Origin of the sequence: Flavobacterium tructae, from assembly GCF_002217475.1 — a bacterium.
Taxonomy (GTDB): Bacteria; Bacteroidota; Bacteroidia; order Flavobacteriales; family Flavobacteriaceae; genus Flavobacterium; species Flavobacterium tructae.
The window spans coordinates 1-21,850 of the sequence record NZ_MUHH01000054.1; the positions used below are offsets into that span (position 1 = coordinate 1).

General features: G+C 34.6%; 23 protein-coding genes. 11 read left to right on the forward strand and 12 right to left on the reverse strand.

Features of this window, described 5'->3' with window-relative positions:
* Positions 1–440 precede the first annotated feature (440 nt).
* From B0A80_RS19015 to rlmD, 3 genes are read right to left on the reverse strand one after another with little or no spacing between them, the layout of a single operon-like run.
* Positions 441–1,256, reverse strand: coding sequence for a DUF6048 family protein (locus tag B0A80_RS19015; RefSeq protein ID WP_089078322.1), 816 nt, complete (start codon positions 1,254–1,256; stop codon positions 441–443).
* Positions 1,228–1,773 carry a DUF6452 family protein gene (locus B0A80_RS19020; protein WP_089078323.1) on the reverse strand — a complete coding sequence of 182 codons (546 nt, stop codon included), beginning with the start codon at positions 1,771–1,773 and terminating at the stop codon, positions 1,228–1,230. Before B0A80_RS19020 ends, B0A80_RS19015 begins: the two co-directional genes overlap by 29 nt.
* Before the next feature lie 12 nt (positions 1,774–1,785).
* Entirely contained in the window at positions 1,786–3,198 is a 1,413-nt protein-coding gene (gene rlmD / locus B0A80_RS19025; RefSeq protein WP_017498300.1) for a 23S rRNA (uracil(1939)-C(5))-methyltransferase RlmD, read from the reverse strand.
* Positions 3,199–3,537: 339 nt separating this feature from the next.
* Between rlmD and B0A80_RS19030 the strand changes: the two genes are divergently transcribed.
* The gene (locus tag B0A80_RS19030; RefSeq protein WP_232424389.1) at positions 3,538–4,413 is read left to right on the forward strand and encodes a sensor histidine kinase; all 876 of its coding nucleotides are present in this window, start codon (positions 3,538–3,540) and stop codon (positions 4,411–4,413) included.
* A gap of 314 nt (positions 4,414–4,727) precedes the next feature.
* On the opposite strand, the gene cysM is transcribed toward B0A80_RS19030, so the two are convergent.
* Together cysM and B0A80_RS19040 are read right to left on the reverse strand one after the other, a co-directional pair.
* Positions 4,728–5,615, reverse strand: a complete 888-nt coding sequence (gene cysM, locus B0A80_RS19035; RefSeq protein WP_089078324.1) for a cysteine synthase CysM — start codon at positions 5,613–5,615, stop codon at positions 4,728–4,730.
* A gap of 1 nt (position 5,616) precedes the next feature.
* Complete coding sequence (locus tag B0A80_RS19040) at positions 5,617–6,408, reverse strand: serine O-acetyltransferase (RefSeq protein WP_089078325.1); 792 nt, start codon at positions 6,406–6,408, stop codon at positions 5,617–5,619.
* 190 nt (positions 6,409–6,598) lie between these two features.
* Between B0A80_RS19040 and B0A80_RS19045 the strand changes: the two genes are divergently transcribed.
* The 3 genes from B0A80_RS19045 (at position 6,599) to B0A80_RS19055 (ending at position 8,419) form a co-directional block, all read left to right on the forward strand.
* On the forward strand, positions 6,599–7,300 hold the full coding sequence (locus B0A80_RS19045; protein WP_070906735.1) for a DUF1003 domain-containing protein: 702 nt from the start codon (positions 6,599–6,601) through the stop codon (positions 7,298–7,300).
* A 392-nt stretch (positions 7,301–7,692) separates the two neighbouring features.
* A complete protein-coding gene (locus tag B0A80_RS19050) occupies positions 7,693–7,878 on the forward strand; it encodes a hypothetical protein (protein WP_017498305.1) in 186 nt (61 codons plus the stop codon).
* Positions 7,868–8,419 carry a Smr/MutS family protein gene (locus B0A80_RS19055; protein ID WP_089078326.1) on the forward strand — a complete coding sequence of 184 codons (552 nt, stop codon included), beginning with the start codon at positions 7,868–7,870 and terminating at the stop codon, positions 8,417–8,419. The genes B0A80_RS19050 and B0A80_RS19055 overlap by 11 nt, the downstream gene beginning before the upstream one ends.
* A gap of 145 nt (positions 8,420–8,564) precedes the next feature.
* Here B0A80_RS19055 and B0A80_RS19060 read toward each other — a convergent pair whose 3' ends face one another.
* On the reverse strand, positions 8,565–9,545 hold the full coding sequence (locus B0A80_RS19060; protein WP_089078327.1) for a hypothetical protein: 981 nt from the start codon (positions 9,543–9,545) through the stop codon (positions 8,565–8,567).
* An 87-nt stretch (positions 9,546–9,632) separates the two neighbouring features.
* Here B0A80_RS19060 and B0A80_RS19065 point away from each other — a divergent pair, with 87 nt between their 5' ends.
* Positions 9,633–10,757 carry a cysteine desulfurase family protein gene (locus B0A80_RS19065; RefSeq protein ID WP_089078328.1) on the forward strand — a complete coding sequence of 375 codons (1,125 nt, stop codon included), beginning with the start codon at positions 9,633–9,635 and terminating at the stop codon, positions 10,755–10,757.
* 106 nt (positions 10,758–10,863) lie between these two features.
* Here the strand turns inward: B0A80_RS19065 and B0A80_RS19070 are convergent, their stop codons facing one another.
* Genes B0A80_RS19070 through glf form a run of 3 tightly spaced genes read right to left on the reverse strand, consistent with a single transcriptional unit; the run spans position 10,864 to position 13,295 of the window.
* Entirely contained in the window at positions 10,864–11,424 is a 561-nt protein-coding gene (locus B0A80_RS19070) for an L-threonylcarbamoyladenylate synthase (protein ID WP_017498309.1), read from the reverse strand.
* Between the two features lies 1 nt (position 11,425).
* Positions 11,426–12,190: a DUF4422 domain-containing protein gene (locus B0A80_RS19075; RefSeq protein ID WP_089078329.1), complete on the reverse strand. Its 765-nt coding sequence runs from the start codon at positions 12,188–12,190 to the stop codon at positions 11,426–11,428.
* Positions 12,183–13,295, reverse strand: a complete 1,113-nt coding sequence (gene glf, locus B0A80_RS19080) for a UDP-galactopyranose mutase (RefSeq protein WP_070906730.1) — start codon at positions 13,293–13,295, stop codon at positions 12,183–12,185. The genes B0A80_RS19075 and glf overlap by 8 nt, the downstream gene beginning before the upstream one ends.
* 52 nt (positions 13,296–13,347) lie before the next feature.
* Here glf and B0A80_RS19085 point away from each other — a divergent pair, with 52 nt between their 5' ends.
* Entirely contained in the window at positions 13,348–14,226 is an 879-nt protein-coding gene (locus B0A80_RS19085; RefSeq protein ID WP_165769293.1) for a hypothetical protein, read from the forward strand.
* 184 nt (positions 14,227–14,410) lie between these two features.
* Positions 14,411–15,181 (forward strand): Kdo domain containing protein, encoded by a 771-nt coding sequence (locus B0A80_RS19090; protein WP_070906729.1) that lies wholly within the window; start codon positions 14,411–14,413, stop codon positions 15,179–15,181.
* Here B0A80_RS19090 and B0A80_RS19095 read toward each other — a convergent pair.
* Both B0A80_RS19095 and B0A80_RS19100 read right to left on the reverse strand, forming a co-directional pair.
* Positions 15,162–15,950 carry a glycosyltransferase family 2 protein gene (locus B0A80_RS19095; protein ID WP_083342495.1) on the reverse strand — a complete coding sequence of 263 codons (789 nt, stop codon included), beginning with the start codon at positions 15,948–15,950 and terminating at the stop codon, positions 15,162–15,164. The two genes, B0A80_RS19090 and B0A80_RS19095, sit on opposite strands and share 20 nt — an antisense overlap.
* A 2-nt stretch (positions 15,951–15,952) precedes the next feature.
* A complete protein-coding gene (locus B0A80_RS19100) occupies positions 15,953–17,017 on the reverse strand; it encodes a glycosyltransferase family 9 protein (RefSeq protein WP_070906728.1) in 1,065 nt (354 codons plus the stop codon).
* Positions 17,018–17,143: 126 nt separating this feature from the next.
* Here B0A80_RS19100 and B0A80_RS19105 point away from each other — a divergent pair, with 126 nt between their 5' ends.
* The 3 genes from B0A80_RS19105 to B0A80_RS19115 all read left to right on the forward strand — a co-directional run bounded on the left by B0A80_RS19105 (position 17,144) and on the right by B0A80_RS19115 (position 19,679).
* Positions 17,144–17,893, forward strand: coding sequence for a glycosyltransferase family 2 protein (locus B0A80_RS19105; protein ID WP_089078331.1), 750 nt, complete (start codon positions 17,144–17,146; stop codon positions 17,891–17,893).
* Positions 17,894–18,207: 314 nt separating this feature from the next.
* A complete protein-coding gene (locus B0A80_RS19110) occupies positions 18,208–18,921 on the forward strand; it encodes a polysaccharide deacetylase family protein (RefSeq protein ID WP_089078332.1) in 714 nt (237 codons plus the stop codon).
* 8 nt (positions 18,922–18,929) lie between these two features.
* Positions 18,930–19,679, forward strand: a complete 750-nt coding sequence (locus B0A80_RS19115) for a glycosyltransferase family 2 protein (protein WP_089078333.1) — start codon at positions 18,930–18,932, stop codon at positions 19,677–19,679.
* Positions 19,680–19,747: 68 nt separating this feature from the next.
* Here B0A80_RS19115 and B0A80_RS19120 read toward each other — a convergent pair whose 3' ends face one another.
* Positions 19,748–20,563, reverse strand: a complete 816-nt coding sequence (locus tag B0A80_RS19120; protein ID WP_089078334.1) for a 2,3,4,5-tetrahydropyridine-2,6-dicarboxylate N-succinyltransferase — start codon at positions 20,561–20,563, stop codon at positions 19,748–19,750.
* 289 nt (positions 20,564–20,852) lie between these two features.
* On the opposite strand from B0A80_RS19120, the gene B0A80_RS19125 reads away from it, so the two are divergent.
* Positions 20,853–21,482, forward strand: coding sequence for a PAS domain-containing protein (locus B0A80_RS19125; protein WP_089078335.1), 630 nt, complete (start codon positions 20,853–20,855; stop codon positions 21,480–21,482).
* Positions 21,483–21,850 lie beyond the last annotated feature (368 nt).

Below are 21,850 nucleotides of genomic sequence, written 5' to 3' on the forward strand. Positions count from 1 at the left end.
TTTGGAGTTTTTCTTTTTTAGTACTTTTTGTCTTTTAATTCTGTAATGCCAGTTTAGTCGAAGTTGAAGGTGTTTGTCTGAGTAGAGTTGAAGGCGCCAGTCTTGGCAGAGTCGAGGCTGTCGGTCTGAGCAGAGTTGAAGGTATCAGTTTTAACAGAGTCGAAGCGGTCTGTCTGAGCGAAGTCGAAAATGTCTGTCTGAGCGGAGTGGAAGCTGTTTGTCTGAGCAGAGTTGAAGGTGTCAGTCTTAGCAGAGTCGAAAGTGTCAGTTTTAACAGAGACGAAGCTGTTTGTCTGTGTGGAGTCGAAGCTGTCTGTCTGAGCGGAGTTGAAGCTGTCTGTCTGAGCGAAGTCGAAGACAGGTTTTAGGTATAAAAAACAAATTCCAAACAGTACCTATTGCACGGTTTGGAATTTGGAATTCTTTAAATTTGGAATTTATTATTTTCTAATAGTTTCCTTTTTTATTAATTCAGGAATGATTGTCTTTTTCTTGTAAAGCGGAATGAAATAAGAAACGGTATAGTTAAAACCAATCCCGAAGCTGCCATCATACGTCCTGTTGAAACCCGGAATATAAAGATTATCAAATCCCGAAGGTTTTTGGTTGGCCGCTAAAAGTTTCAGCTGAACGCCAAAACCAACAAATACATTATTGAAAACTTTTGCTTTTATTCCCAGTGCAACTTCAACCCAGCCGGCCGTAAGACCATTGTATTTCTGACCCGAAACAATTGCAGGCTGCTCGCCCCAGTACGGATTTGGGTTGTAAATTTTATAGGTATTCAATTGCTGGCTAAAAGTACTGAAACCGCCTCGAAGTCCAATGGTGATTAAATTTTCCATATCTAGCCAGTTTTGGTACAAATTGTAATCAAAACCTCCTTTGATGTAAGTTCCGGTAGTGGTAGTATTTAATCGGTCATCGTCAGTAGTTTTGTCTTCAAAACCAAGTTCGGCAGCCAGATAGTATTTTTTGGTCAGACGAAAATCACCTGTAACTTCAATACCTTTATAATTCTTGTCGTAAAATCCACGGGTTAATTTGTACAAATCGACCCCCACACGAAGTCCGTAACGATCCGTTTTAATACTATCCTGTTTAGTTTCTTTAACAGCAGGTTTAGCCGTCTGGGTTTTCGGTTTTGTTTTAACGATCTCTTTGGGTGCAGCTGCATCCGATGTTTCCTGAGCCTGACCCAGAAATATTGAAAACAGCAGACAAAAACTATAGATATATTTCAATGTGTGTTTCATTTTCAAGTTCGATATTAAACTTTTTTACAAAAATTTGTTTTATCCATAATCCATCACCTCCTGAATCAGTGCGCACAAAAGGACCTATTTCAGGAAGGGTAAAAATGGTTTTGAAACCACAGGCTCTTGATACATAAACATCCTGATGTGTATAGTTAAACGTTATACGATCAGTGTTTCTTGCAGCAGGATTGGTGCTCTCAGAGTTATAAACAAGATCATAAGTGGTGGTATTTTTGTCTGTTCTCAAGGGTATTGAGATTGTATTCGAATTGGTTACATATCTTAAAGGATTCGTTTCGTCAGTTATGCTTTTGTTGAAAACAATTCCTTTACTTTCTCCTTCTCCGGTTACTTTTAGATTTATTACATTTTCTTTTACAGTAGGCTCGGCATCTTTATAAAATGTAATCACCAGCCGTGGGGTAGTAGGCGTGTTGGCATCGCAGATGTCATCTTTTTCACAGCTGGACAGACCAAAGGTGAAAATTAGTAAAAGAGAGATTATTTTTTTCATTTAAATATTTTGTTATCGAAGTTCTAAAAGTACAACATTTTCGACATGGTGCGTTTGCGGAAACATATCGACCGGTCTCACACGGGTTACTTTGTATTTTTCGTCCATTAAAGCCAAATCACGTGCCTGAGTTGCTGAATTACAGCTCACATAAACGACTTTTTTAGGAGCAATCTTCAAAATTTGGTCAACAACCGCAGCATGCATACCGTCTCTTGGCGGATCTGTAATGATCACATCCGGTTTTCCGTGCTGAGCGATAAAGGCTTCGTTGAAAACAACTTTCATGTCACCAACAAAAAACTCACAATTGGTAATATTATTGCGCTCTGCATTTGCTTTAGCGTCTAAAATAGCTTCAGGAACACTTTCAACACCAATTACTTTTTTCGCCTTTTTTGAGACAAACTGTGCAATAGTTCCCGTTCCGGTATACAAGTCATAAACCGTTTCGTTTCCTGTAAGCCCTGCGAAATCACGTGTTATTTTATACAACTCGTAGGCCTGATCTGAATTAGTCTGGTAGAAAGATTTAGCGTTGATACTAAATTTCAAACCTTCCATTTCTTCCAGTATATAGTCTCTTCCTTTGTACAGTTTGATATCCTGATCGTAAATAGTATCGTTTTGCTTAGCATTTATCACGTATTGTAACGAGGTAATCTGCGGAAACTTCTCGTAAAGGTGATCTAAAATCAGTTCACGGTTTTTTTGATCATCCTCAAAAAACTGGATCAAAACCATAATTTCACCAGTAGATACCGTACGAATCATTACCGTTCTCAACAAACCGGAATGCTCTCTTGGATTGAAGAAAGCCATGTTGTGTTCGTTGGCAAAAGCTCTGATTTCATTTCTGATGGCATTTGAAGGATCTTCCTGTAAATGACATTTTTGAATGTCCAGAATTTTGTCCCACATTTTCGGGATATGAAATCCTAAAGCATTTCGGTTTCCTAAATCCTCTGTACTCCCAATTTCTTTCTCGGTTAACCAACGGCTGTTAGAAAATGAAAATTCCATTTTGTTTCTGTAGAAAAATTGTTTTTCAGAGCCCAAAATGGTTTCAAATTCGGGAAGTTCTACTTTTCCGATACGTTGTAAGTGATTTTTTACTTCATTTTGTTTGTAATACAGCTGTTGGCTGTATTTCATATTTTGCCATTTGCATCCTCCACAAACACCAAAATGATCGCAGATTGGTTCAATACGATGCTCTGATAATTCGTGAAATTTTACGGCTTTGCCTTCATAATAGGCTTTTCTTTTCTTAAAGGTTTGTACGTCTACTACATCGCCAGGAACGACATTCGGAATAAAGATTACTTTTCCGTCAGGAGCCTTTGCTACTGATACTCCTTTTGCTCCTGCATCAAGAACCTGAATTTGATGAAAGACAATTTTGTCTGTATTTTTTCTTCCCATAGCGCAAAAATAAGAGTTTGTAAACTTTTATAAATTTAATTTTTAAAATATTTTATCAAATTGCCTAATTTAGTGGTTTAATCAAGTTTAAAAGTTAACTTTGTTTATAACAATCGCCCCGAATACTGCATTTTTTATAACCTATTAGTATTGTTGTCCTTTATGAAGTTGTATCATAATCTGTCTCAAATTGGCTTTTTAAAGAAAAGCTATGCTTTCAAATTTTTGTTTGTTGCTTTTATAGGTATACATATCCCTCTGATAGGAATTTTATTTTTTGTGCTGTATTATAATAATCACAGTGTTTCGGCTACCTCAATTTTGATTTTTTCTTTGGTTATGACATTATTGGCGACATTAGTGACGCTTTTGGTTTTAAATCATTTAATAAAACCCATTTCAATAGCCTCAAAAGCCTTAGACGATTACAGACACAATAGAAGATTGTCTATTTTGCCTACAGAATATAGTGATGAAGCAGGTTTGCTTTTGTGCAACATTCAGGAATCAATCTATGAATCAGAAAGTTTTATCAATGAAAAACAGGATTTGATTTATATGCTTTCACATGATTTGAAAAACTTTGCAGGAAATCCTCAGGGACTGGCGCGATTGATTATAAGTGAAAATCCATCAGAATCAGTTCGACAATTGGCAGAATTGATTTGTGAATCTACCAATCTACAGTTTCGATATATTGAAAACTTCATTAAATTATTGCAAGAACAAGATCGGGTAGTGAAAGGAAATTTAGAGATCAGAATGATAACCTTTCCTAATATTTTGCCTTTTATCAATGAACAGGTTGAACAACGTCTGATTGATAAGAATATTAAATTAAGTCTGAATTTAGAGCTTGTGGAGGCAAAACTGAGAATTGACGAAGGTTTATTGGTTCAGGTTTTAGTGAATTTGATTAGCAATGCAGTTAAATTTTCTTATTTTGACAGTGAGGTTAAAGTGAGAATTTACACCGAAGATTCAAAATTCATTGTAACCGTTACGGATAATGGAATTGGTTTTGATAAAAATCAGATTGACGAGCTCTTTAAAAAATTCACAAAAATGAGCCGATTGGGTACTGCTAATGAATCTTCAACCGGAATTGGTCTGTATCTCTGTAAAAAAATAATTGAGAAGAATAAAGGCAAATTAACCGCAACCAGTGAGGGCAGAAATAAAGGTGCTGAATTTAGAATTGAGTTTGAATTGTAGTTTTTGGTCTGTTGTTTATTGTTGAGATTCTGTGAGACTGATTGATGTTATCTCAAATGTAACGCTACTCCGGAGCTGTTTTGTCACAGGAGAAAATTGTCTATAGTTATTTCGTTCCTTCTGAGCTCAATTTTAAAAACTTCTTTACAAAATTCATAAAAAATAAATCCGTGTCAATTTGCGTTTTCACTTTAGCGAATTCGTTTTATCCGCGTGAAAATTTGAGAAGTTCTTATGCCGAATCTATTATTTATGGTTCTGAACGAATCTTATTTTTGAATAAAAGTATTTCAATTCAGAACCATAAAGTTGTTTTAGTCAAATAAATCAGAAGACAAATAACGATCACCACGATCACAAATCACGGCAACAATAACTCCCGATTCCAGTTGCTCGGCAATTTTTAAGGCAACAGCTACAGATCCTCCGCTGCTCATTCCGGCAAAGACCCCTTCTTCAAGAGCAAGTCTTTTAGTCATCTTTCTGGCTTCTTCTTCGCTTACATCGATAACAGTATCTACTTTCGAGGCATCAAAAATTTTCGGCAAATATTCCTGCGGCCATTTTCTAATTCCTGGAATTTGAGATCCGTCACTTGGCTGGGCCCCGATGATTTGAATGTTAGTGTTTTTCTCTTTTAAATAGGTCGAAGTTCCAATAATAGTTCCAGTAGTTCCCATTGCCGAAACAAAATGGGTTACTGTTCCTTCCGTATCGTTCCAGATTTCCGGACCTGTGGTTTTGTAATGTGCTTTCCAGTTGTCGTCGTTTGCAAACTGATTTAGCATCAAATAACCGCCCTGAGCGACCTTTTTATCGGCATAGTCCCTCGAACCAATAATTCCTTCGCTAGCAGGCGTTAAAATGACTGTGGCGCCATAAGCACGCATGGTTTGAGTTCGCTCTTTTGTAGAATCTTCAGGTAAAATCAATTCGATTTCAATTTGAAACAATTGTGCAATCATTGCTAAAGCAATTCCTGTATTTCCGCTGGTAGCTTCAATTAGTTTATCGCCTTTTTTAATATCACCTCTTTCAATAGCCGAAGCAATCATATTGTATGCCGCTCTGTCTTTTACACTTCCTCCGGGATTATTACCTTCAAGCTTCAGTAAAAGTTTTACGTTTTTATTTTTAACCAAATTGATGGTTTCCATTAACGGAGTGTTTCCAATTAGATTAAGCAATTTCTGTGGACCCATTTTATTTTTTTTCTTTTATTTTAACTTCAGTTGTAGTGGTGTTTAAAACGATTGAATCTTCAGGGATAGATTTGGTGATCCATGCATTTCCGCCTACAATACTGTTTTTTCCAATAATGGTTTCGCCTCCCAAAATAGTAGCATTGGCATAAATACAAACGTTTGCTTCTACAGTTGGGTGTCTTTTGGCGTTTTTCATTTCTTTACTAACGCTCAGAGCTCCTAAAGTAACACCCTGATAAATTTTTACATGTTTTTTAATTACAGTAGTTTCTCCAATTACAATTCCCGTAGCATGATCGATAAAAAAGGGAGAAGCAATCTCAGCTCCCGCATGAATGTCAGTTCCTGTAATTCGATGAGCATACTCACTCATCAATCTTGAGAAAAGTAATAGATCCAGGCAATACAATTCGTGACTTAGTCGGTAAATGGCAATCGCGTAAAATCCGGGATATCCCAAATAAACTTCATCAATGCTGTTCGATGCCGGATCATTTTCAAGGATGTATTCGGCATCCTGATTTAGTTTTTCCAGAACTGCGGGTAATTTTTCCAAAAAACGATCCCACATTGCATCACACGAATTTTCAGATTTTTTACAGGCCAGAACAGCAATTTCTTTAAAGCAAATTTCCAGTTCTTGGATGCTTTTGTCTAAAGCTGCATTGGAATCAAAAAGAGTGTAAAAAAGCTTCTCGGTAAAATCTTCTGTTTTGGTTTTGATACCGTAATTTATGCTTGAATGACTTTTTAAAGCTTTTATGTTTTGTATGATAGAATCTTTTGTCAAAATGGTAAAATTGAATGAATACTAAGAAACGCTAAAAGTAAGGTGTTTTTTGTAAATAAAGGCATGAATTCTACAAAGAAATTTTCTTTTGAAAGCGCTATTTGTGATAAATAAAAGAAATGTAAACCGCTGTTTTTTATGTAATTCTTAAGCAGTTAAATGTGTAAATTAGCAGTTAAAAATTGTAAAAATGAAAAACAACTCCACTTTTAAAAGCGCTATTTCTGATATTTCCTTTCCTGAAAGCGATAAAATTTATGGAAAATCGATACACGACCCTATTTTAGGATTGATTATTAAAGATCATCCTTCTTTTAGTGATGAGGATTGTATTGCTGTGAAAGAATTAAATGAATACCGTCAGAGATATATTTCGAACTATTTGTCAACTGAAATTGGAGTGCTTTCGGATCTTGAACAAAGTGTTCTTTCTTCGTTAAAAGAAGATAAGTCGATTGTTAGTATTGCTGAAGACGAGCCGGAAACCAGAAATTTAGGTCAGAGAGTTGCAGATCAGGTGGCGGATTTTGGGGGAAGCTGGACGTTTATCATTTCTTTCCTGATCTTTATTATAGTTTGGATTGGAGCGAATGTTTTTATTTTGGTCAACAAAGGTTTTGATCCGTATCCGTTTATTTTACTCAATTTGATTCTGTCCTGTATAGCTGCACTGCAGGCACCGGTAATCATGATGAGTCAGAATCGTCAGGAGGAGAAGGATCGAAATCGTGCTAAGAAAGATTATATGATCAATCTTAAATCGGAATTAGAGATCAGAATGATTCATGATAAAATCGATCATTTGATCATGCATCAGCAACAGGAGTTGATCGAAATTCAAAAAGTTCAAATCGAAATGATGAACGATATTTTGGATAAGATTAAGAAATGATTCTTACAAAAACAATGTATTGAAGAGATTCGAAAAAGTTAAAAAGAGTGTTTTCCGGTTGAAAGAATTTAGGGTTTTCAGAGTAGTTGAATTTTAATTTTTTGATGCAGAGAGGAAAAAAGTTTTAGAAAATAGGGGCGACTTCTGAATTGAATTGTGTTTTGAATTTACTGAAAATATAATGCTGAAAAAGTAAGAATGGAATAGGAAGAAAATCTTTTGAATCTCATTACAAAAGAAGCAAGATTTAATGCATGACAACAATACTGTTTTTTCAAATTGGGAGATTTCTTTTTTCTAAAATCATACAAGAATTAATACGGACAGTTGGAGAGGGGTAGTGTTACTATTTTAAAGTTTCCTATTTTTGAACTCTCAATACTTATAAAAAAATGAAAGCGTTTAAAATTTTAATAATGATTCTTGCTATTTCGGTGGCGTTATACGAGCAGGTTTCAGCAGAAAAAAACATCTATATTATGGTAATTGCCATCGCGGTTTTCATGTATGGGATGATGCAGTTGAGTGCAAAAACACCTAGTAAAAACCAAGATAAAGAAGAGCAGGATGTTGACTAAAGGAGATAAGGTTTCAGTCTTAGACGAAGCCATAAACGGAACGGTAGTTTCGGTGAAAAACAAGGAGGTTTTGATCGAAACTGAGGATGGATTTATGATGACATTCTTTGTCAACGAATTGCTTAAAATTCAGGATTACAGCAATTTAATGAATTCTATTAAAAGAATTGATTTAGATGAGATTTCAAAAGAAAAAACAGAGCCAAAACCGCGAAGTTTTGTGAAAGAAAAGAAAGATAAACGTGAAATTTCGGCTCCTGAATTTGATTTGCATATCGAAAAACTGGTTCCTAATAAACGCGGAATGTCTAACTATGATATTTTGACTTTACAGACTGAAACAGCAAAAAGACATATTGAATTTGCGATCAGAAATCGTATTCCTAAAATTGTTTTTATTCATGGTGTTGGTGAAGGAATTCTAAAAGCGGAACTTGATTTTTTATTGGGTCGTTACGACGGAATAGATTTTCAGGATGCTAATTATCAAAAATACGGCTTAGGAGCAACCGAAGTTTATTTTAGACAAAATCAGAAATAAGAGCTTATTTCGTTCGTAAAATATTGGATTTAGGGCATAAAAAAACGTCCGTTTTTCTTTCTGGATTTCTAGTGAAACCGGTTTAGAAAAACGGACGTTTTTTGTAGGAAATTAAACAGGTGTGAACTTATTTTGAAATTACCTTTTATGGTGTAGTCGATACCTCAAGAATTCCGTAATTGTAAATAGTTGGTAATTTAAAACTACTGTTGGCTCTTGTAAATCTTACGCCTTTAAGAACAATCTTATGGAAATAAGTACTTCCGACAAGTGAAGTAGTAACTTCGATAATTCCACTTATATTTTGTGCACCATTGTCTGCAATCCATATTTCGTTTACAGTAGGTTTAGTAGGTAAGGGCGAAGCACAAAAATAGTCTTGAGTTAGGGAGCCGTCGTTATAAGTACGCAGTAAAACTTTGTTTAATGTAGTACCAATTAAACCTGTTTTAGGCTGGTTGGAGGGGGTAACTACGTTTTCGAGTAGTTTAGGATCGATACTGTCAATTGTTATGGCAGTTGAGGCGCTAAAATTGTACAGTTGTTTTGAGGTTGAACATTGTCTGACAACTCCCAGGAAAGTAGCATTAGGAGAGTTGTAAGTAGTTTTGAAAGTACCAAAAGGGTATTCTGCTTCTACTTGTGGTCCTGCAGGTTTTAAAAAAGTAATGTTCTGAAAAACGAGATTGTGATTATAACCTGTAATTGTAGAACTTCCATCAGGATTATCTGTGATAGCTGCCGTGCTGATATCGACAATTTTTCCGGCAGTAGCCTGCCATTCTTCTGTTACAGCAGGTGTCGTTGGTGGTATTGCACCACAAATATTGTCAATAGCTACCTGGCCATTATAAGCTCTGTATACTACACGTGTTGTAGTGTTGTTAATGTCGTAAGTCAATGGTTTGCCAGGTACCGTCGCGTCGTTCGTAAGGGTATTAGGCGGTAATTGAATTAACAGTGATTCCTGTTTTTTAAGTTTGTATATAAGACTGTTGGTTGTAGTATTGCAGGTTGCTGCTGTAATACTAGGATCACTAAAGTCAATTGTATCAACCACTAAATCTCCATCATCGCATCCGTTTAATAAAAGCGCAAAGAAGAGAAGGCTTGCATATTTTTTCATCGTAATTTTATTTGAGGTCAAAAATAGTGAAAAATTTGGCAAATGATATTCAAGATTTGACAATTGATATTTCTTAACTTTGCAGGGATGAAAAAAGTATACCTCGATAACGCCTCTACAACCGCTATGCGCCCTGAAGTGATTCAGGAAATGTTGAAAGTAATGACTGAAGATTTTGGAAATCCCTCTTCTACACACAGTTTCGGAAGGAACGGAAAGACCATTTTAGAGCTTTCCAGAAAAAGTATTGCGAAACATTTAAATTGTGCGGCACAGGAGATTATTTTCACCTCAGGAGGAACTGAGGCTGATAATTGGATTCTTCGTTCGGCGGTAGAAGATCTTAAAGCAGAACGCATTATTACAACCAGAATCGAGCATCATGCTGTATTGCATACGGCATTGGTTTTAGAATCTGAATATAACGTTCAGGTGGATTACGTAAATGTAAATCCCGATGGAAGTATAGACTTAACTCATTTATCCAATTTATTAGCAGAAGACAAAAAGACAATTGTCAGTTTGATGCATGTAAACAACGAAACCGGAGCTATTTTGGATCTGGAAAGAGTTGGTGTAATTTGTAGGCAGTATCATGCTTTGTTTCATTCGGATACTGTTCAGTCTGTTGGAAAAACGGAGATAGATCTGCAAAAAATCCCTGTTGATTTTATCGTAGCAAGTGCGCATAAATTTCACGGTCCAAAAGGAGTTGGGTTTGCATTTGTTCGAAAAAACTCAGGATTACAGCCTTTGATTTTTGGAGGAGAGCAGGAAAAAGGCTTGCGTGCCGGTACAGAAGCCGTGCATCAGATTGCCGGAATGGCGAAAGCATTGTCTCTTTCGTATGAGAATTTAGATGTTGAAAGAAATTATATTTTAAGCTTGAAAACCTATCTTATTGAGCAATTTGAAGCTCATTTTCCGGGTTTCAGGATCAATGGAAAGAAGAATGATTTTTACAACATCATCAATGTTATTCTGCCTTTCTCAGCAGATAAGACTTCGATGCTTTTGTTTAGTTTAGATATGAAAGGAATTGCCGTTTCCAGAGGCAGTGCCTGTCAGTCGGGGAGTGTGAAACCGTCGCATGTTTTGAAAGAAATGCTCTCAGAAACTGATTTAAAATTACCAAATCTCCGAATTTCATTTAGTCATTTTAATACCAAAGAAGATATTGACTGGCTGATTGAGAGTTTAAAAGGTGTTTAAAGTTTCAGGTTTCAAGTTTCAGGTTTCAAGTTTCAGGTTTCAAGTTTCAAGTTTCAGGTTTCAAGTTTCGTGTAGAACTTGAAACCTGAAACCTGAAACAAAAAGATTATTTACGAATCACTTTTACCTGTGAATCATTGGTGAGCTTTATAATGGTTGATGGTTTTCCGGCAATTCTGTCGTGATACAGATTTACTACATAATCAACGCCTTTTACAATTTCCGGATTGATGTCTTTGAAACCAATAGGAGTAGGTTGTCCCGAAATATTAGCTGAAGTTGAAACCAGCGGTTTTTTCATTCGTTCCAATAATTTAAAACAGAATGGTTCCTTTACCAGACGAACAGCAAGCGAATTGTCGGCAGCTATGATATTTGGAGCGACATTACGGGGCTCATCCAGAATTAAAGTGGTTGGTTTTTCAGATAAATCTAAAATTTGCCAGGCTACTTCAGGGATGTTTTTAAATACATTGTACATCATTTTTTCGCCATTCATCAATACAATCATGCTTTGTGTTTCAGCACGTTGTTTGAGTTTGTATATTTTGGCAACAGCCTCAGGATTTGTTGCGTCACAGCCAATTCCCCATACGGTATCAGTAGGGTAGAGAATGATTCCTCCTTCCTTTATGACTTCGTACGCTTTGATTATTTCTTCGTTCATATTACAAGTCAATTATTTTGTATGATGGAACTCCTTTAATTTTAAACTTATGGTGATACATATAAAGGTTGATTAGTCTTTCTGAAATAAAACCAAAAATTCGGGCCTGATAAGCATCTTCCGGGATTGTAACTCTGGATTCAAGTTCCAATAAAATAGAGAAAAGCCAGGCGTAATAGTTGTCGAATTTCTCTTTTGAGCTAACCATCATATTTCCCATGTGAAAAAGGGTTCCTTCGTCCAGAAATGAGGTAATACTGTCTTTATATTCCGGATATTTTTCCAAAATGATTTGTTTGGTTAGGTCCCAATCCTCTTTTCGGTGTTCCTCACAGTAGTTATCGGTCAAAGATCCTTTTTTGAACTTATAAGGTCGGCATAGAATTACATCATATTCCGAAAGAATTGAAGCTATTTTTTTCTCTAGTTTTTTAGAAGAGGTATTGAATAGCTTGGTATTTTTGAAATTTTCAGTTGTGATTTTTTTCTGTGCAGAAGGTTTTAAGTTGTACCAGTCGTTGTAAAAGTTAAGGTATCTTCTGTAATGGCAAATGCCCACATAATCAGCCTTTTTTTCGTTTTTCCAAATCCAGTAAGCAGCTGTCAATTCACAATAGTTGCTGTTTTTGTTTCCGATATTGTCCTGAGTATTGTCTCTTAAGATAGTATCAGTGATTGATGGATTTGTTCCCACCTGAATCGGAACCAGAATATCATTGGATAATACAGGGTTTTCTTTATGAGTTACAATGAAAATCTTAATCATTATTCAGTTCTGTTTTAGATCTTTTTAAAGCTATGGCAATTATTTGATGCATGTCATAATATCTGTATTCAGATAATCTTCCTCCAAATATTACATTCTTTTCTTCTAAAGACAGTTTTTTGTACTCTTCAAACAAGGCTTGGTTTTTGGCATCGTTTATAGGATAAAACGCTTCGTTAGACGGGTTCCATTCGCATGGATATTCTTTTGTAATAACCGTTTTGCTTTGTTTGCCAAATTCAAAATGTTTGTGCTCAATTATTCGGGTAAAAGGATAGCTGGCGTCGTTGTAATTAACAACAGCATTTCCTTGAAAATTGTCAGTATCAAGAACTTCGTTGTCAAATTGTAGAGATCTGTATTCCAAAACTCCTAATTTGTAATCGAAATACTCGTCAATCTTTCCGGAATACACAATTTTATCAGCAAGTCCGTCAAATTTTGTTCGGTCAGAAAAGTAATTGGTATTGGTTACCACTTCAATTCCGTCTAATAATTTGTCAATTAACTTATTATAACCGCCAATAGGGATTCCCTGATAAGTGTCGTTAAAATAGTTATTGTCAAAAGTGAATCTAACCGGAAGTCTTTTTATGATAAAAGCGGGTAATTCAGTAGCTTTTCTTCCCCACTGTTTTTCAGTATATTCTTTTATAAAATAATCGTAGATGTCTTTACCAACAAGGCTTAGGGCTTGTTCTTCCAGATTTTTAGGGTCTTTTACTCCATAAGCAGCTACTTGCTCCTCTATTTTTGCTTTGGCTTCCTGAGGTGTTTTAGTTCCCCAAAGCTGGTAGAAAGTATTCATGTTAAAAGGTAAATTGTACATCTTACCTTTAGAAAGTGACATTGGAGAATTGGTAAAGTTGTTGAATTCAACAAATTGATTCACATAATCCCATATTGCTTTATCGTTGGTATGAAATATATGTGCACCATATTTATGAACATTAATTCCTTCGATATTTTCGCAATATACATTTCCTCCTATATGGTCTCTTTTGTCAATTACCAGGCATTTTTTACCTGCTTTTTTTGCTTCGTGAGCGAACACGCTGCCATAGAGACCTGATCCAATTATTAAATAGTCATATTGCTTTTTCATGATGCAAAAGTAGAGATTAATTAGTAAATTGCAACAAATTACAAAAGTAAAAATGGCAGGAAAAATACAAGTAGGGTATCTGGTTTCGTATGATTATGAGTTGTTAAAAACATCACTTCCAACAGTGTATAATGATGCAGATGCGGTTTTTGTCGCCATTGATAAAAATAGAAATACCTGGAATGGCGGAAGCTTTACGATCGATGATTCTTTTTTTGAGTGGATTAAGAATTTTGACGTTGATAAGAAGGTGGTGATTTATGAAGATGATTTTTATGTTCCAACCTTAACTACAATGGAATGTGAAATCAGAGAGCGAAAAATGCTCGCTGAAAAAATGGGAATTGGGAACTGGATTGTTCAGGTAGATTGCGACGAGTATTTTGTTGACTTTAAAAAGTTCGTTTCAGATTTAAGACGATACGATTCCTATCTTATCAATCCCGAAAAACATCCTATTCAAATATGTGCTTTCTGGGTTATGCTTTATAAATATACAGATCAGGGTATTTTATATGTAGATAAACCGCTGAAAGCAATTTTTGCGACAAACTATCCTAATTATAAAAGCGGACGCAGAATCAAAGAGCGTCAAATTTATACCAATAATATTGTCTTGCATGAATCCTTGTCAAGAACTGAAACCGATTTGCGTTTTAAGCTTGATAACTGGGGGCATAATGTTGATGTAGACAAGGGATTTTTGGATAAATGGCTTGTTGTAAATGAAAACAATTATAAAGAGTACAAAGATTTTTACTATTTACAGCCTAAAAGATGGAAGAAATTGGGATTCTTCTCGACTAAAAGCATCCCTCAGATAAAAGAGATTATTGAGAAAGAAAAAAGACTGAATGTGCCTAAGTTCAATCTCTATTTTAAAAATTTCGGACAGTGGCTGAAATATTCACTGAAGAAAAAAAAGGCATAAGGTAATTTTTATTTCGTTTTTGCTCTCATAATCCATTTTTCTTAATTATTAAGGTTATTTTTGCTTCCTTCCATTTACCTCTTAGAATTGCAGACTATTGAACTGCTTTTGATGCTTTGGTTTGAATAAAATTAACGATTGAGCATTGGAAATGGGTAATAAATTAATATCAAAGTTATAGTTAATGATCTCAAAATTTAGATTTTCAACAGCAGTAAAAAGTTCCAGAGATATTCTGACTTGTATTAAAGAATTTAATACTTCAGGTGAGTTGTTTGGGAATGGAGACCGAAATGTTATTAAGTTGTTTGATCTTGAAGGAAAAAAAATCAACATTAAATCCTTTAAAATTCCGAATTTAATTAACAAAGTAGCTTACCGCTATTTTAGAAAATCAAAGGCAAGACGTTCGTACGAATATGCTACAATTTTGTTAGAAAGAGGTATCGGAACTCCTCAGCCAATAGCGTTTTTAGAAAACTTTAATTTTGTAGGTCTGAGAGACAGTTACTATGCGAGTGAACATCTGACAACTGATTTAACCTATAGAGAGCTTGTAGAAATTCCGGATTATCCGGATCATGACAATATCTTAAGACAATTTACAAGGTTTAGTTTTGGTCTTCATGAGAAAGGAATTGAATTTTTAGATCACTCACCGGGAAATACGCTTATTAAGAAGAAACAGGACGGTAATTATGAATTCTTTTTGGTCGATTTAAACCGAATGGAATTTCATGAATCAATGAGTTTTGAAATGCGTATGAAGAATCTGTGTCGCCTAACCCCTTTAAAAGAGATGGTAGCGGTTATGAGTAATGAGTATGCAAAGTTTTATAAAGAAGAATCGGAACAAAGAATATTTGAAACTTTATGGAAATATACTGCTGATTTTCAGGAAAAGTTTTACAGAAAAAAGCGCCTGAAAAAGAAGCTTAAGTTCTGGAAGAAGTAATTCGGGCTAGTTCTTTATAGCGGATAAAAACGCTGTAAGCATTTAGATAACATATCGTGATTCCTTTGGCTCCGTCTAAAAAGCCCAAACGAACTAAAAACTGATACAGAAAAGTATAAACAGGATGGAAAATCATCAGTAAAAGAGATGATTTCTGTCCTTTTTTTTGTTTTTCATTGGCCTTTAAAACTCCGTAACTGTACATTTTTGCTTTGTAGTCAGTATAAGAAGTATAAGAGAAATGAATGATTTTGTTTTTTAATGTTGAAATCGGTCCGTTCACGATCAGTTTTTCATGTACCATTCTGTCCTGATTGTATCGACAGTTTGTTTTATTAAAAAGTCTGAAAATTTTATCCGTTTGCCAGCCGCTAAAATGAAGCTTGCGGCTTTTGAACATAAAAGTTCGATAAATGAAATAGGCACTTGCAGTATCTTTTTGATTGATGGTGGCTGCGATTTCCAGTTTTAGTTCCGGAGTTAATCTTTCATCGGCATCGATAAATAAGATCCAGGAGTTTTTTGCCTGATCAATCGCAAAATTACGTTGTGAAGTGTAATTAACGAACGGATTCTGGATTACTTTTACGTTTTTAAAAGATTCAATTATGCTCAGCGTCCGATCGGTACTGTATGAATCTACTACGATTATTTCATCGGCAAAATCGATATCTCCCAGTAATGATTTTATATGCTGTTCTTCATTAAGCGTAATAATCAAAACGGACAATTTTTCCCTGTCAGCAGTATTCATAAGTTCTTCACTCATTTTCAATTTTTATACTCCTGAAAATAAGTATCCAGTTTTTCAAGCATTAAAGTTAAAGGGTACTCATCGTAATACTCAAAAGTATGATCTTTTATGTATTGTTCGGTGTGTTGCTTGTATATTTCCGGCTTTAAATCTTTTAGGTGAATAGAGAAGTTTTTGGCTTCATTTTCAAATATTTGCCAGGTCTCTTTTCTAACAGATGGTGTAAATATGGAGAAGGTTGGAATTTCAAGTGCTTTGGCCATATTCACGGCTCCTCCTTCATTTCCGATTAACATTTCGCATTGTGAAAGTAAAGCCAGAAAAGGTCTTAGCTCTGTGCAGTACAAATCAAAAACGATGTGCTTTTTAGTTTCGGCACTACAATGGTTGTATACTTCGAGAGCCTGTTCTTTTTGGTCCGGGATATAATTAAAAATGATAGTCGCGTTGGTTTTGGCAACTGTAAAATCGATAATTTTAGCCATTCCTTCTAAAGGATATGTCTTGTAAACTTCGCTTCCCAAAATTCCAAACATGATTAATGGCTTTTCCATATCAACCTGGTAGCTTTTCAGAAGTTTTTTGGCATCATCAATTTCAGATTCTTTCAAAAAGATTTTTGGTTTTACATCTGTAATCTTTTCAGAAATGAACGGTTTTAGAAGCATCAAACGATTTTCAATGGCCAATCCGTGTTCTGATTCTACAGCATCTAAGCGTTCATAAGTGTAATTATAGCATATTTTGGTGTACCATTTACGATATGAAACCTTATATTTTGCACCTGAAAACAACGTAATTAAATTAGTTTCCAACTTAGAATAAACGTCAATAACAGCATCGTATTTATTGCGTCGGATTTGAAAAATAAATTTAAACAGAGAAGGAGTTGATTTTCTAACCTTGTTGGATAAAGGAATAATGTTATCAATATTCTTGTTCTCTTTTAGTACATCGACAGAATTTGGGTAACACATATAATCGATAATCGAATCCGGGTATTTGGTTTTTAGATTATTACAGATTATAGTGCTTGTTAATACATCTCCAATTCTTTTTTGCTGAATGACTAATATTCTCATTTATTTAAAATTCAATTTGTGGGCTAAATTAGTAATAATTTTGTAAAATGTGCAAACGTACGATTAAGATAAGGTAACTAGAATAAAAAGCCGTATTTTTGCAAAAAAACAAATTCCCCCAAGAAAATGCAGATTAGTGGTCTAGTTATTACTTTCAATGAAGAGAAAAATATTGGTAAATGTATAGATGCTTTACTAAAAGTGTGTGATGAAGTAATTGTAGTAGATTCGTTTAGTAAAGATCGTACCGTTGAAATTGCCAAAGAAAAAGGCGCGATAGTTATTGAACAGGCCTTTTTGGGCGACGGCCCGCAACGTACACATGGATTGCCTTATTGTAAAAACGACTGGATCTTAAATCTTGATGCCGATGAGTTTCTGGATAAAGATGCAGAGAAATTTATAATAGATAAAAAATATCTTGAAGGAAACTATGATGCTTTTAGTTTTAGAGTAAAAAACTTTCTGGGCGATAAACTTATCGATTTTTCAGGCTGGTATCCGGATCAAAAAGTTCGCTTTTTCAATAAACAGACAGCACATCCTTCTGATTCTAAGGTACATCAGAAGATAATTACTCAAAACGAGAAAAAAGTTTCCGTACACATCTTGCACTACGGCTGGGACTCTTTAGATCAGATTATTGCAAAGAAAAACCAATATTCCGGTTGGCATGCACAACAATTGTTCGATCAGGGGAAAAGAATAACCGCAATTAAGCCAGTTATTAATGGGGCTGTTGCGTTTATCAGATGCTACTTTTTTAAGAAGGGTATTTTTAATGGTATAGACGGCTTGTCGATAGCTATAATTCAGAGTTTCTTTTCGTATATGAAATATGCTAAGCTTTTAAAACTTCAAAAGAGGCTAAAATAAAATTTGATAAAAACGGAGGTACAATTTCAATTACAGTACCGTTTTTTAAGATCCTAGCACGGTCCTTCACGCTGTGTTGTTACCTGGTTTTTCGATTGTTGCATGTATCAGATATATTTTTTGCAATATATCTAGGGGTAAATTTGCTTTAAAAATTATAATACGTAGTTTTTTTCTTATATTTACAAGAAGGTAAGATCAGGTTTTATTTAACAATAATAAGGTTTTTTGTTTCATTTCTTTTTTTTTACTTAAAAGTGTTTTTTTTGTGAAAAATAATACTATTAATGATAGATTTGCTAAAAAAATAGAGAATGTCAAAGCTACCAATTTTAATGTATCATAATGTTGTAGAAGACGAAGCAAAGTCTGTAGATTTAAGTGTTTCTGTAGCAAAATTAGAATCACAATTTAAATTTTTACATGATAACAATTACACGACATTTCATTTTAAAGATTTAGAAAATTTAAAAGAACTTCCTTCAAAAAGCATTATAATCACTTTTGATGATGTTACCGAGTGCCAGTTGTTGTATGCGGTGCCTTTGCTTGAAAAATACCACTTAAAAGCTTCTTTTTTTATACCATTTTCTTACGTTGGTAATTTTGATTATTGGATCGAAGGAAAAGAAAAAATTATGAGTGTCGAACAGCTAAAAGGGTTAAATCCTGATCTTATTGAGCTGGGGTATCACTCTTTTGAACATAAAAGATACAGTTCGTTGTCTAAAGACGAGTTAGAAGCTGATTTTGCGAAGTCTAATGCCTTTGTTTTGGATAATCAATTAGATATAAAACCTGTTCTGGCATATCCTTTTGGGAATTATGCCAAGAAACATTCTGAGTTTGCTGTTTTTGAAAATATGATGCGGGATAACGGTATAAAATACGGTTTGAGAATAGGCAACAGAGTAAATAATTTCCCCTTTAAAAATAACTATTTGGTAAAGAGAATAGACATAAAAGGCGAAGATAGTTTGTTTAGATTTAAATTAAAATTGAAAATAGGTAAGCTTAAATTATTTTAAAAAATGCTATGGAAATTAGTGGATTAGTAATAACGTATAATGAAGAAAAAAACATTGGCAAATGTATAGATGCGCTGTTCAGGGTTTGTAACGAAGTAATTGTTGTAGATTCGTTAAGTACAGATAATACTGTGAAAATTGCCGAAGAAAAAGGGGCTAAGGTTGTTTTGCAGAGCTTTTTAGGAGACGGACCTCAGAGAATTCACGGTCTTCCTTATTGTAAAAATGACTGGATTTTAAATTTAGATGCTGATGAGATCTTGGCTGACGATGCTGAAAAATTTATATTATCAGGCCAATATGAAAAACAGAATTTTGATGTGTATGCCTTCTCTCTGTATAATTATATGGGCTGTAAACTCATTAATTTCGCAGGTTGGTACCCTGATAAAACTTCACGATTTTTTAACAAACAAACGGCTTCTCCTTCAAAAGATAGTGTACATCAAAAAGTTTGTGGTACTAATAAGACCCACTTAAAAGTTCATATACACCATTATGCCTGGGACTGTTTTGGACAGTTTATCAGTAAGAAAAATTTATATTCAACCTGGCATGCCCAGCAGCTTTACGATCAGAACAAAAGGGTAAGTAGTTTTAAGCCTATATTAAATGGGACAGTTTCTTTTGTTAGGTGTTATTTTTTTAAAAAAGGCTTTTTACATGGATTAGACGGTTTCACCTTTTCAATGACTCAGGCTTTCTTCTCCTATATGAAATATGCTAAGCTTTTGAAACTTCAAAAACAGAATAAGTAAAAAAAGTATATAAAATAATAAAGCGGAATGAGTAATCATTCCGCTTTATTATTTATAGAGATTATATGTTAAACAGCAACATCGTACTCACGAAGTGCGTTGTTTAGTGAAGTTTTTAAATCTGTTGATGGTTTACGAGTACCAATGATTAATGCACATGGTACTTGGAATTCACCTGCAGCGAATTTTTTAGTGTAACTTCCCGGAATCACGACAGAGCGAGCAGGAACAAAACCTTTCATTTCAACAGGTTCATCACCAGTTACATCGATAATTTTTGTGGAAGCAGTCAAGCAAACATTAGCACCAAGAACAGCTTCTTTTCCCACGTGAACTCCTTCTACTACAATACAACGAGAACCAATAAAAGCACCATCTTCAATGATAACCGGAGCAGCTTGTAATGGTTCTAAAACACCACCAATACCAACACCACCACTTAAGTGAACATTTTTACCAATTTGAGCACAGCTTCCAACAGTTGCCCATGTATCAACCATAGTACCTTCGTCAACATAAGCACCAATGTTTACATAACTTGGCATCAAAATTACACCGCTTGAAATATAAGCTCCGTAACGGGCTACAGCATTAGGTACTACACGAATTCCTTTTTCAGCATAACCTTTTTTCAGCAACATTTTGTCGTGATATTCGAAAATACCGGATTCCCATGTTTCCATTTTTTGAATCGGGAAATACATTACAACAGCTTTCTTAACCCATTCATTTACCTGCCATTTGTCACCAACAGGTTCAGCGCAACGTAATTTTCCTGCATCAATCAATTCGATTACCTCTCTGATAGCATCAGTTGTGGTGGTTTCTTGTAATAAAGCTCTGTTTTCCCAAGCTTGTTCTATTATAGTCTGTAAAGAATTCATAAGTTTTAATTTTTGGCAAAGATAAGGTATTTGCGGAAAAGCAGAAAAGTAAAGCTATTGTAAAATGTTACAAGTGTAACTTTTTGTTTGTATTTTGATAAATAAAATAAGGCTTATGGAAAATGCAAAAATGGGATTAATCTATAAACGCTTTTTTTTGATGGTAAAACATGATAAAAATCAGATTTTGCGTTTTTACTTCTCATTAATTTCGCGGTATAATTCCCGAAAGATAAAGAGAGGAATTGCGAAATACCATTCCAAAACAAAAATATTTAATCAGTAAGAAATGAATCAAGAAAATCAACTCCGAACGCCTGTTACAGTAATCGATAAAGAAGTCACGTGGGATAAAACACAAGTGATTATGAGTAAAACAAATGCTTTTGGTATTATTGAGTATGCCAACGAAGTATTTGTGGATGTATGCGGTTATGAAGATTATGAGTTAATGGGGCAGCCACACAATATTATACGTCATCCGGATATGCCGAGAGTTATTTTTAAGGTGCTTTGGGAGAATCTTAAAAATGGAAAGAACTTTCATGCTATTGTTAAGAATTTAGCAAAGTCAGGACGTTACTATTGGGTTATTACCGATTTTGAGATTGCAAAAGACGAGAACGGAGTTATTGTAAATTATTTTGGAAGACGACAGGCAGTCCCACAAGAGGTAATTGCCTTGCATATTGAGCCGCTATACAAAAAACTGTTACAAATCGAGGCAGCGAGCGGCATGGAGTTTAGTGAGAAGTATCTTATTGGATTTCTGGAGGAAAAAAAGAGGACTTATGTTGAATATATTAAGGAGTTAATTTATGAACATGAGAAATCGCAGGCAAAGTTTGCTCAGTATGAAGTGCAGGAAAATGATGAAGAGGAGGAAAGAGGTTTTTTTAGAAGACTGTTTAACAGATAGAAGTTATTTTTTTTAGATTTTGAATATTTGGAAAAAATCCGTTTTGAACAAAAGCTCAGAACGGATTTTTTATGAGGTAAAATGTATCTTGATTGTTTTAAGAATCTTAAACTAGTTGTTTTGTTTGTTAGGTTTTACAGAAAGTTAAATGTGAAATGATCAGAATAAAAAAAGTTTATCTTTGTATTGTAAATGAAAGTATTATGGAAGCAATTAGATTAGAGTTTCAACCGGAAATAAAAGAAAAAATATTAAAATTGTTAAGTTCGTTTTCTTCAGAGGAACTTAAAATAATTCCGGAAGATTCAGGATTTGAAGAGGATACGAGAAAATTGCAAAGTGCGTACGATAAATTAAAAAGTGGTAAA

Bases quoted from the DNA above. Each gene is read 5' to 3' on its own strand.
- B0A80_RS19030 (WP_232424389.1), top strand. From the start codon at position 3,538: ATGACATTATTGGCGACATTAGTGACGCTTTTGGTTTTAAATCATTTA.
- B0A80_RS19070 (WP_017498309.1), bottom strand. From the start codon at position 11,424: ATGAACGAAGAAATAATCAAAGCGTACGAAGTCATAAAGGAAGGAGGA.
- B0A80_RS19020 (WP_089078323.1), bottom strand. From the start codon at position 1,773: ATGAAAAAAATAATCTCTCTTTTACTAATTTTCACCTTTGGTCTGTCC.
- B0A80_RS19100 (WP_070906728.1), bottom strand. From the start codon at position 17,017: ATGAGAATATTAGTCATTCAGCAAAAAAGAATTGGAGATGTATTAACA.
- B0A80_RS19050 (WP_017498305.1), top strand. From the start codon at position 7,693: ATGAAAGCGTTTAAAATTTTAATAATGATTCTTGCTATTTCGGTGGCG.
- B0A80_RS19115 (WP_089078333.1), top strand. From the start codon at position 18,930: ATGGAAATTAGTGGATTAGTAATAACGTATAATGAAGAAAAAAACATT.
- B0A80_RS19110 (WP_089078332.1), top strand. From the start codon at position 18,208: ATGTCAAAGCTACCAATTTTAATGTATCATAATGTTGTAGAAGACGAA.
- B0A80_RS19125 (WP_089078335.1), top strand. From the start codon at position 20,853: ATGAATCAAGAAAATCAACTCCGAACGCCTGTTACAGTAATCGATAAA.
- B0A80_RS19055 (WP_089078326.1), top strand. From the start codon at position 7,868: ATGTTGACTAAAGGAGATAAGGTTTCAGTCTTAGACGAAGCCATAAAC.
- glf (WP_070906730.1), bottom strand. From the start codon at position 13,295: ATGAAAAAGCAATATGACTATTTAATAATTGGATCAGGTCTCTATGGC.
- B0A80_RS19075 (WP_089078329.1), bottom strand. From the start codon at position 12,190: ATGATTAAGATTTTCATTGTAACTCATAAAGAAAACCCTGTATTATCC.
- B0A80_RS19045 (WP_070906735.1), top strand. From the start codon at position 6,599: ATGAAAAACAACTCCACTTTTAAAAGCGCTATTTCTGATATTTCCTTT.
- B0A80_RS19015 (WP_089078322.1), bottom strand. From the start codon at position 1,256: ATGAAACACACATTGAAATATATCTATAGTTTTTGTCTGCTGTTTTCA.
- cysM (WP_089078324.1), bottom strand. From the start codon at position 5,615: ATGGGTCCACAGAAATTGCTTAATCTAATTGGAAACACTCCGTTAATG.
- rlmD (WP_017498300.1), bottom strand. From the start codon at position 3,198: ATGGGAAGAAAAAATACAGACAAAATTGTCTTTCATCAAATTCAGGTT.
- B0A80_RS19095 (WP_083342495.1), bottom strand. From the start codon at position 15,950: ATGAGTGAAGAACTTATGAATACTGCTGACAGGGAAAAATTGTCCGTT.
- B0A80_RS19105 (WP_089078331.1), top strand. From the start codon at position 17,144: ATGCAGATTAGTGGTCTAGTTATTACTTTCAATGAAGAGAAAAATATT.
- B0A80_RS19060 (WP_089078327.1), bottom strand. From the start codon at position 9,545: ATGAAAAAATATGCAAGCCTTCTCTTCTTTGCGCTTTTATTAAACGGA.
- B0A80_RS19120 (WP_089078334.1), bottom strand. From the start codon at position 20,563: ATGAATTCTTTACAGACTATAATAGAACAAGCTTGGGAAAACAGAGCT.
- B0A80_RS19065 (WP_089078328.1), top strand. From the start codon at position 9,633: ATGAAAAAAGTATACCTCGATAACGCCTCTACAACCGCTATGCGCCCT.
- B0A80_RS19090 (WP_070906729.1), top strand. From the start codon at position 14,411: ATGATCTCAAAATTTAGATTTTCAACAGCAGTAAAAAGTTCCAGAGAT.
- B0A80_RS19085 (WP_165769293.1), top strand. From the start codon at position 13,348: ATGGCAGGAAAAATACAAGTAGGGTATCTGGTTTCGTATGATTATGAG.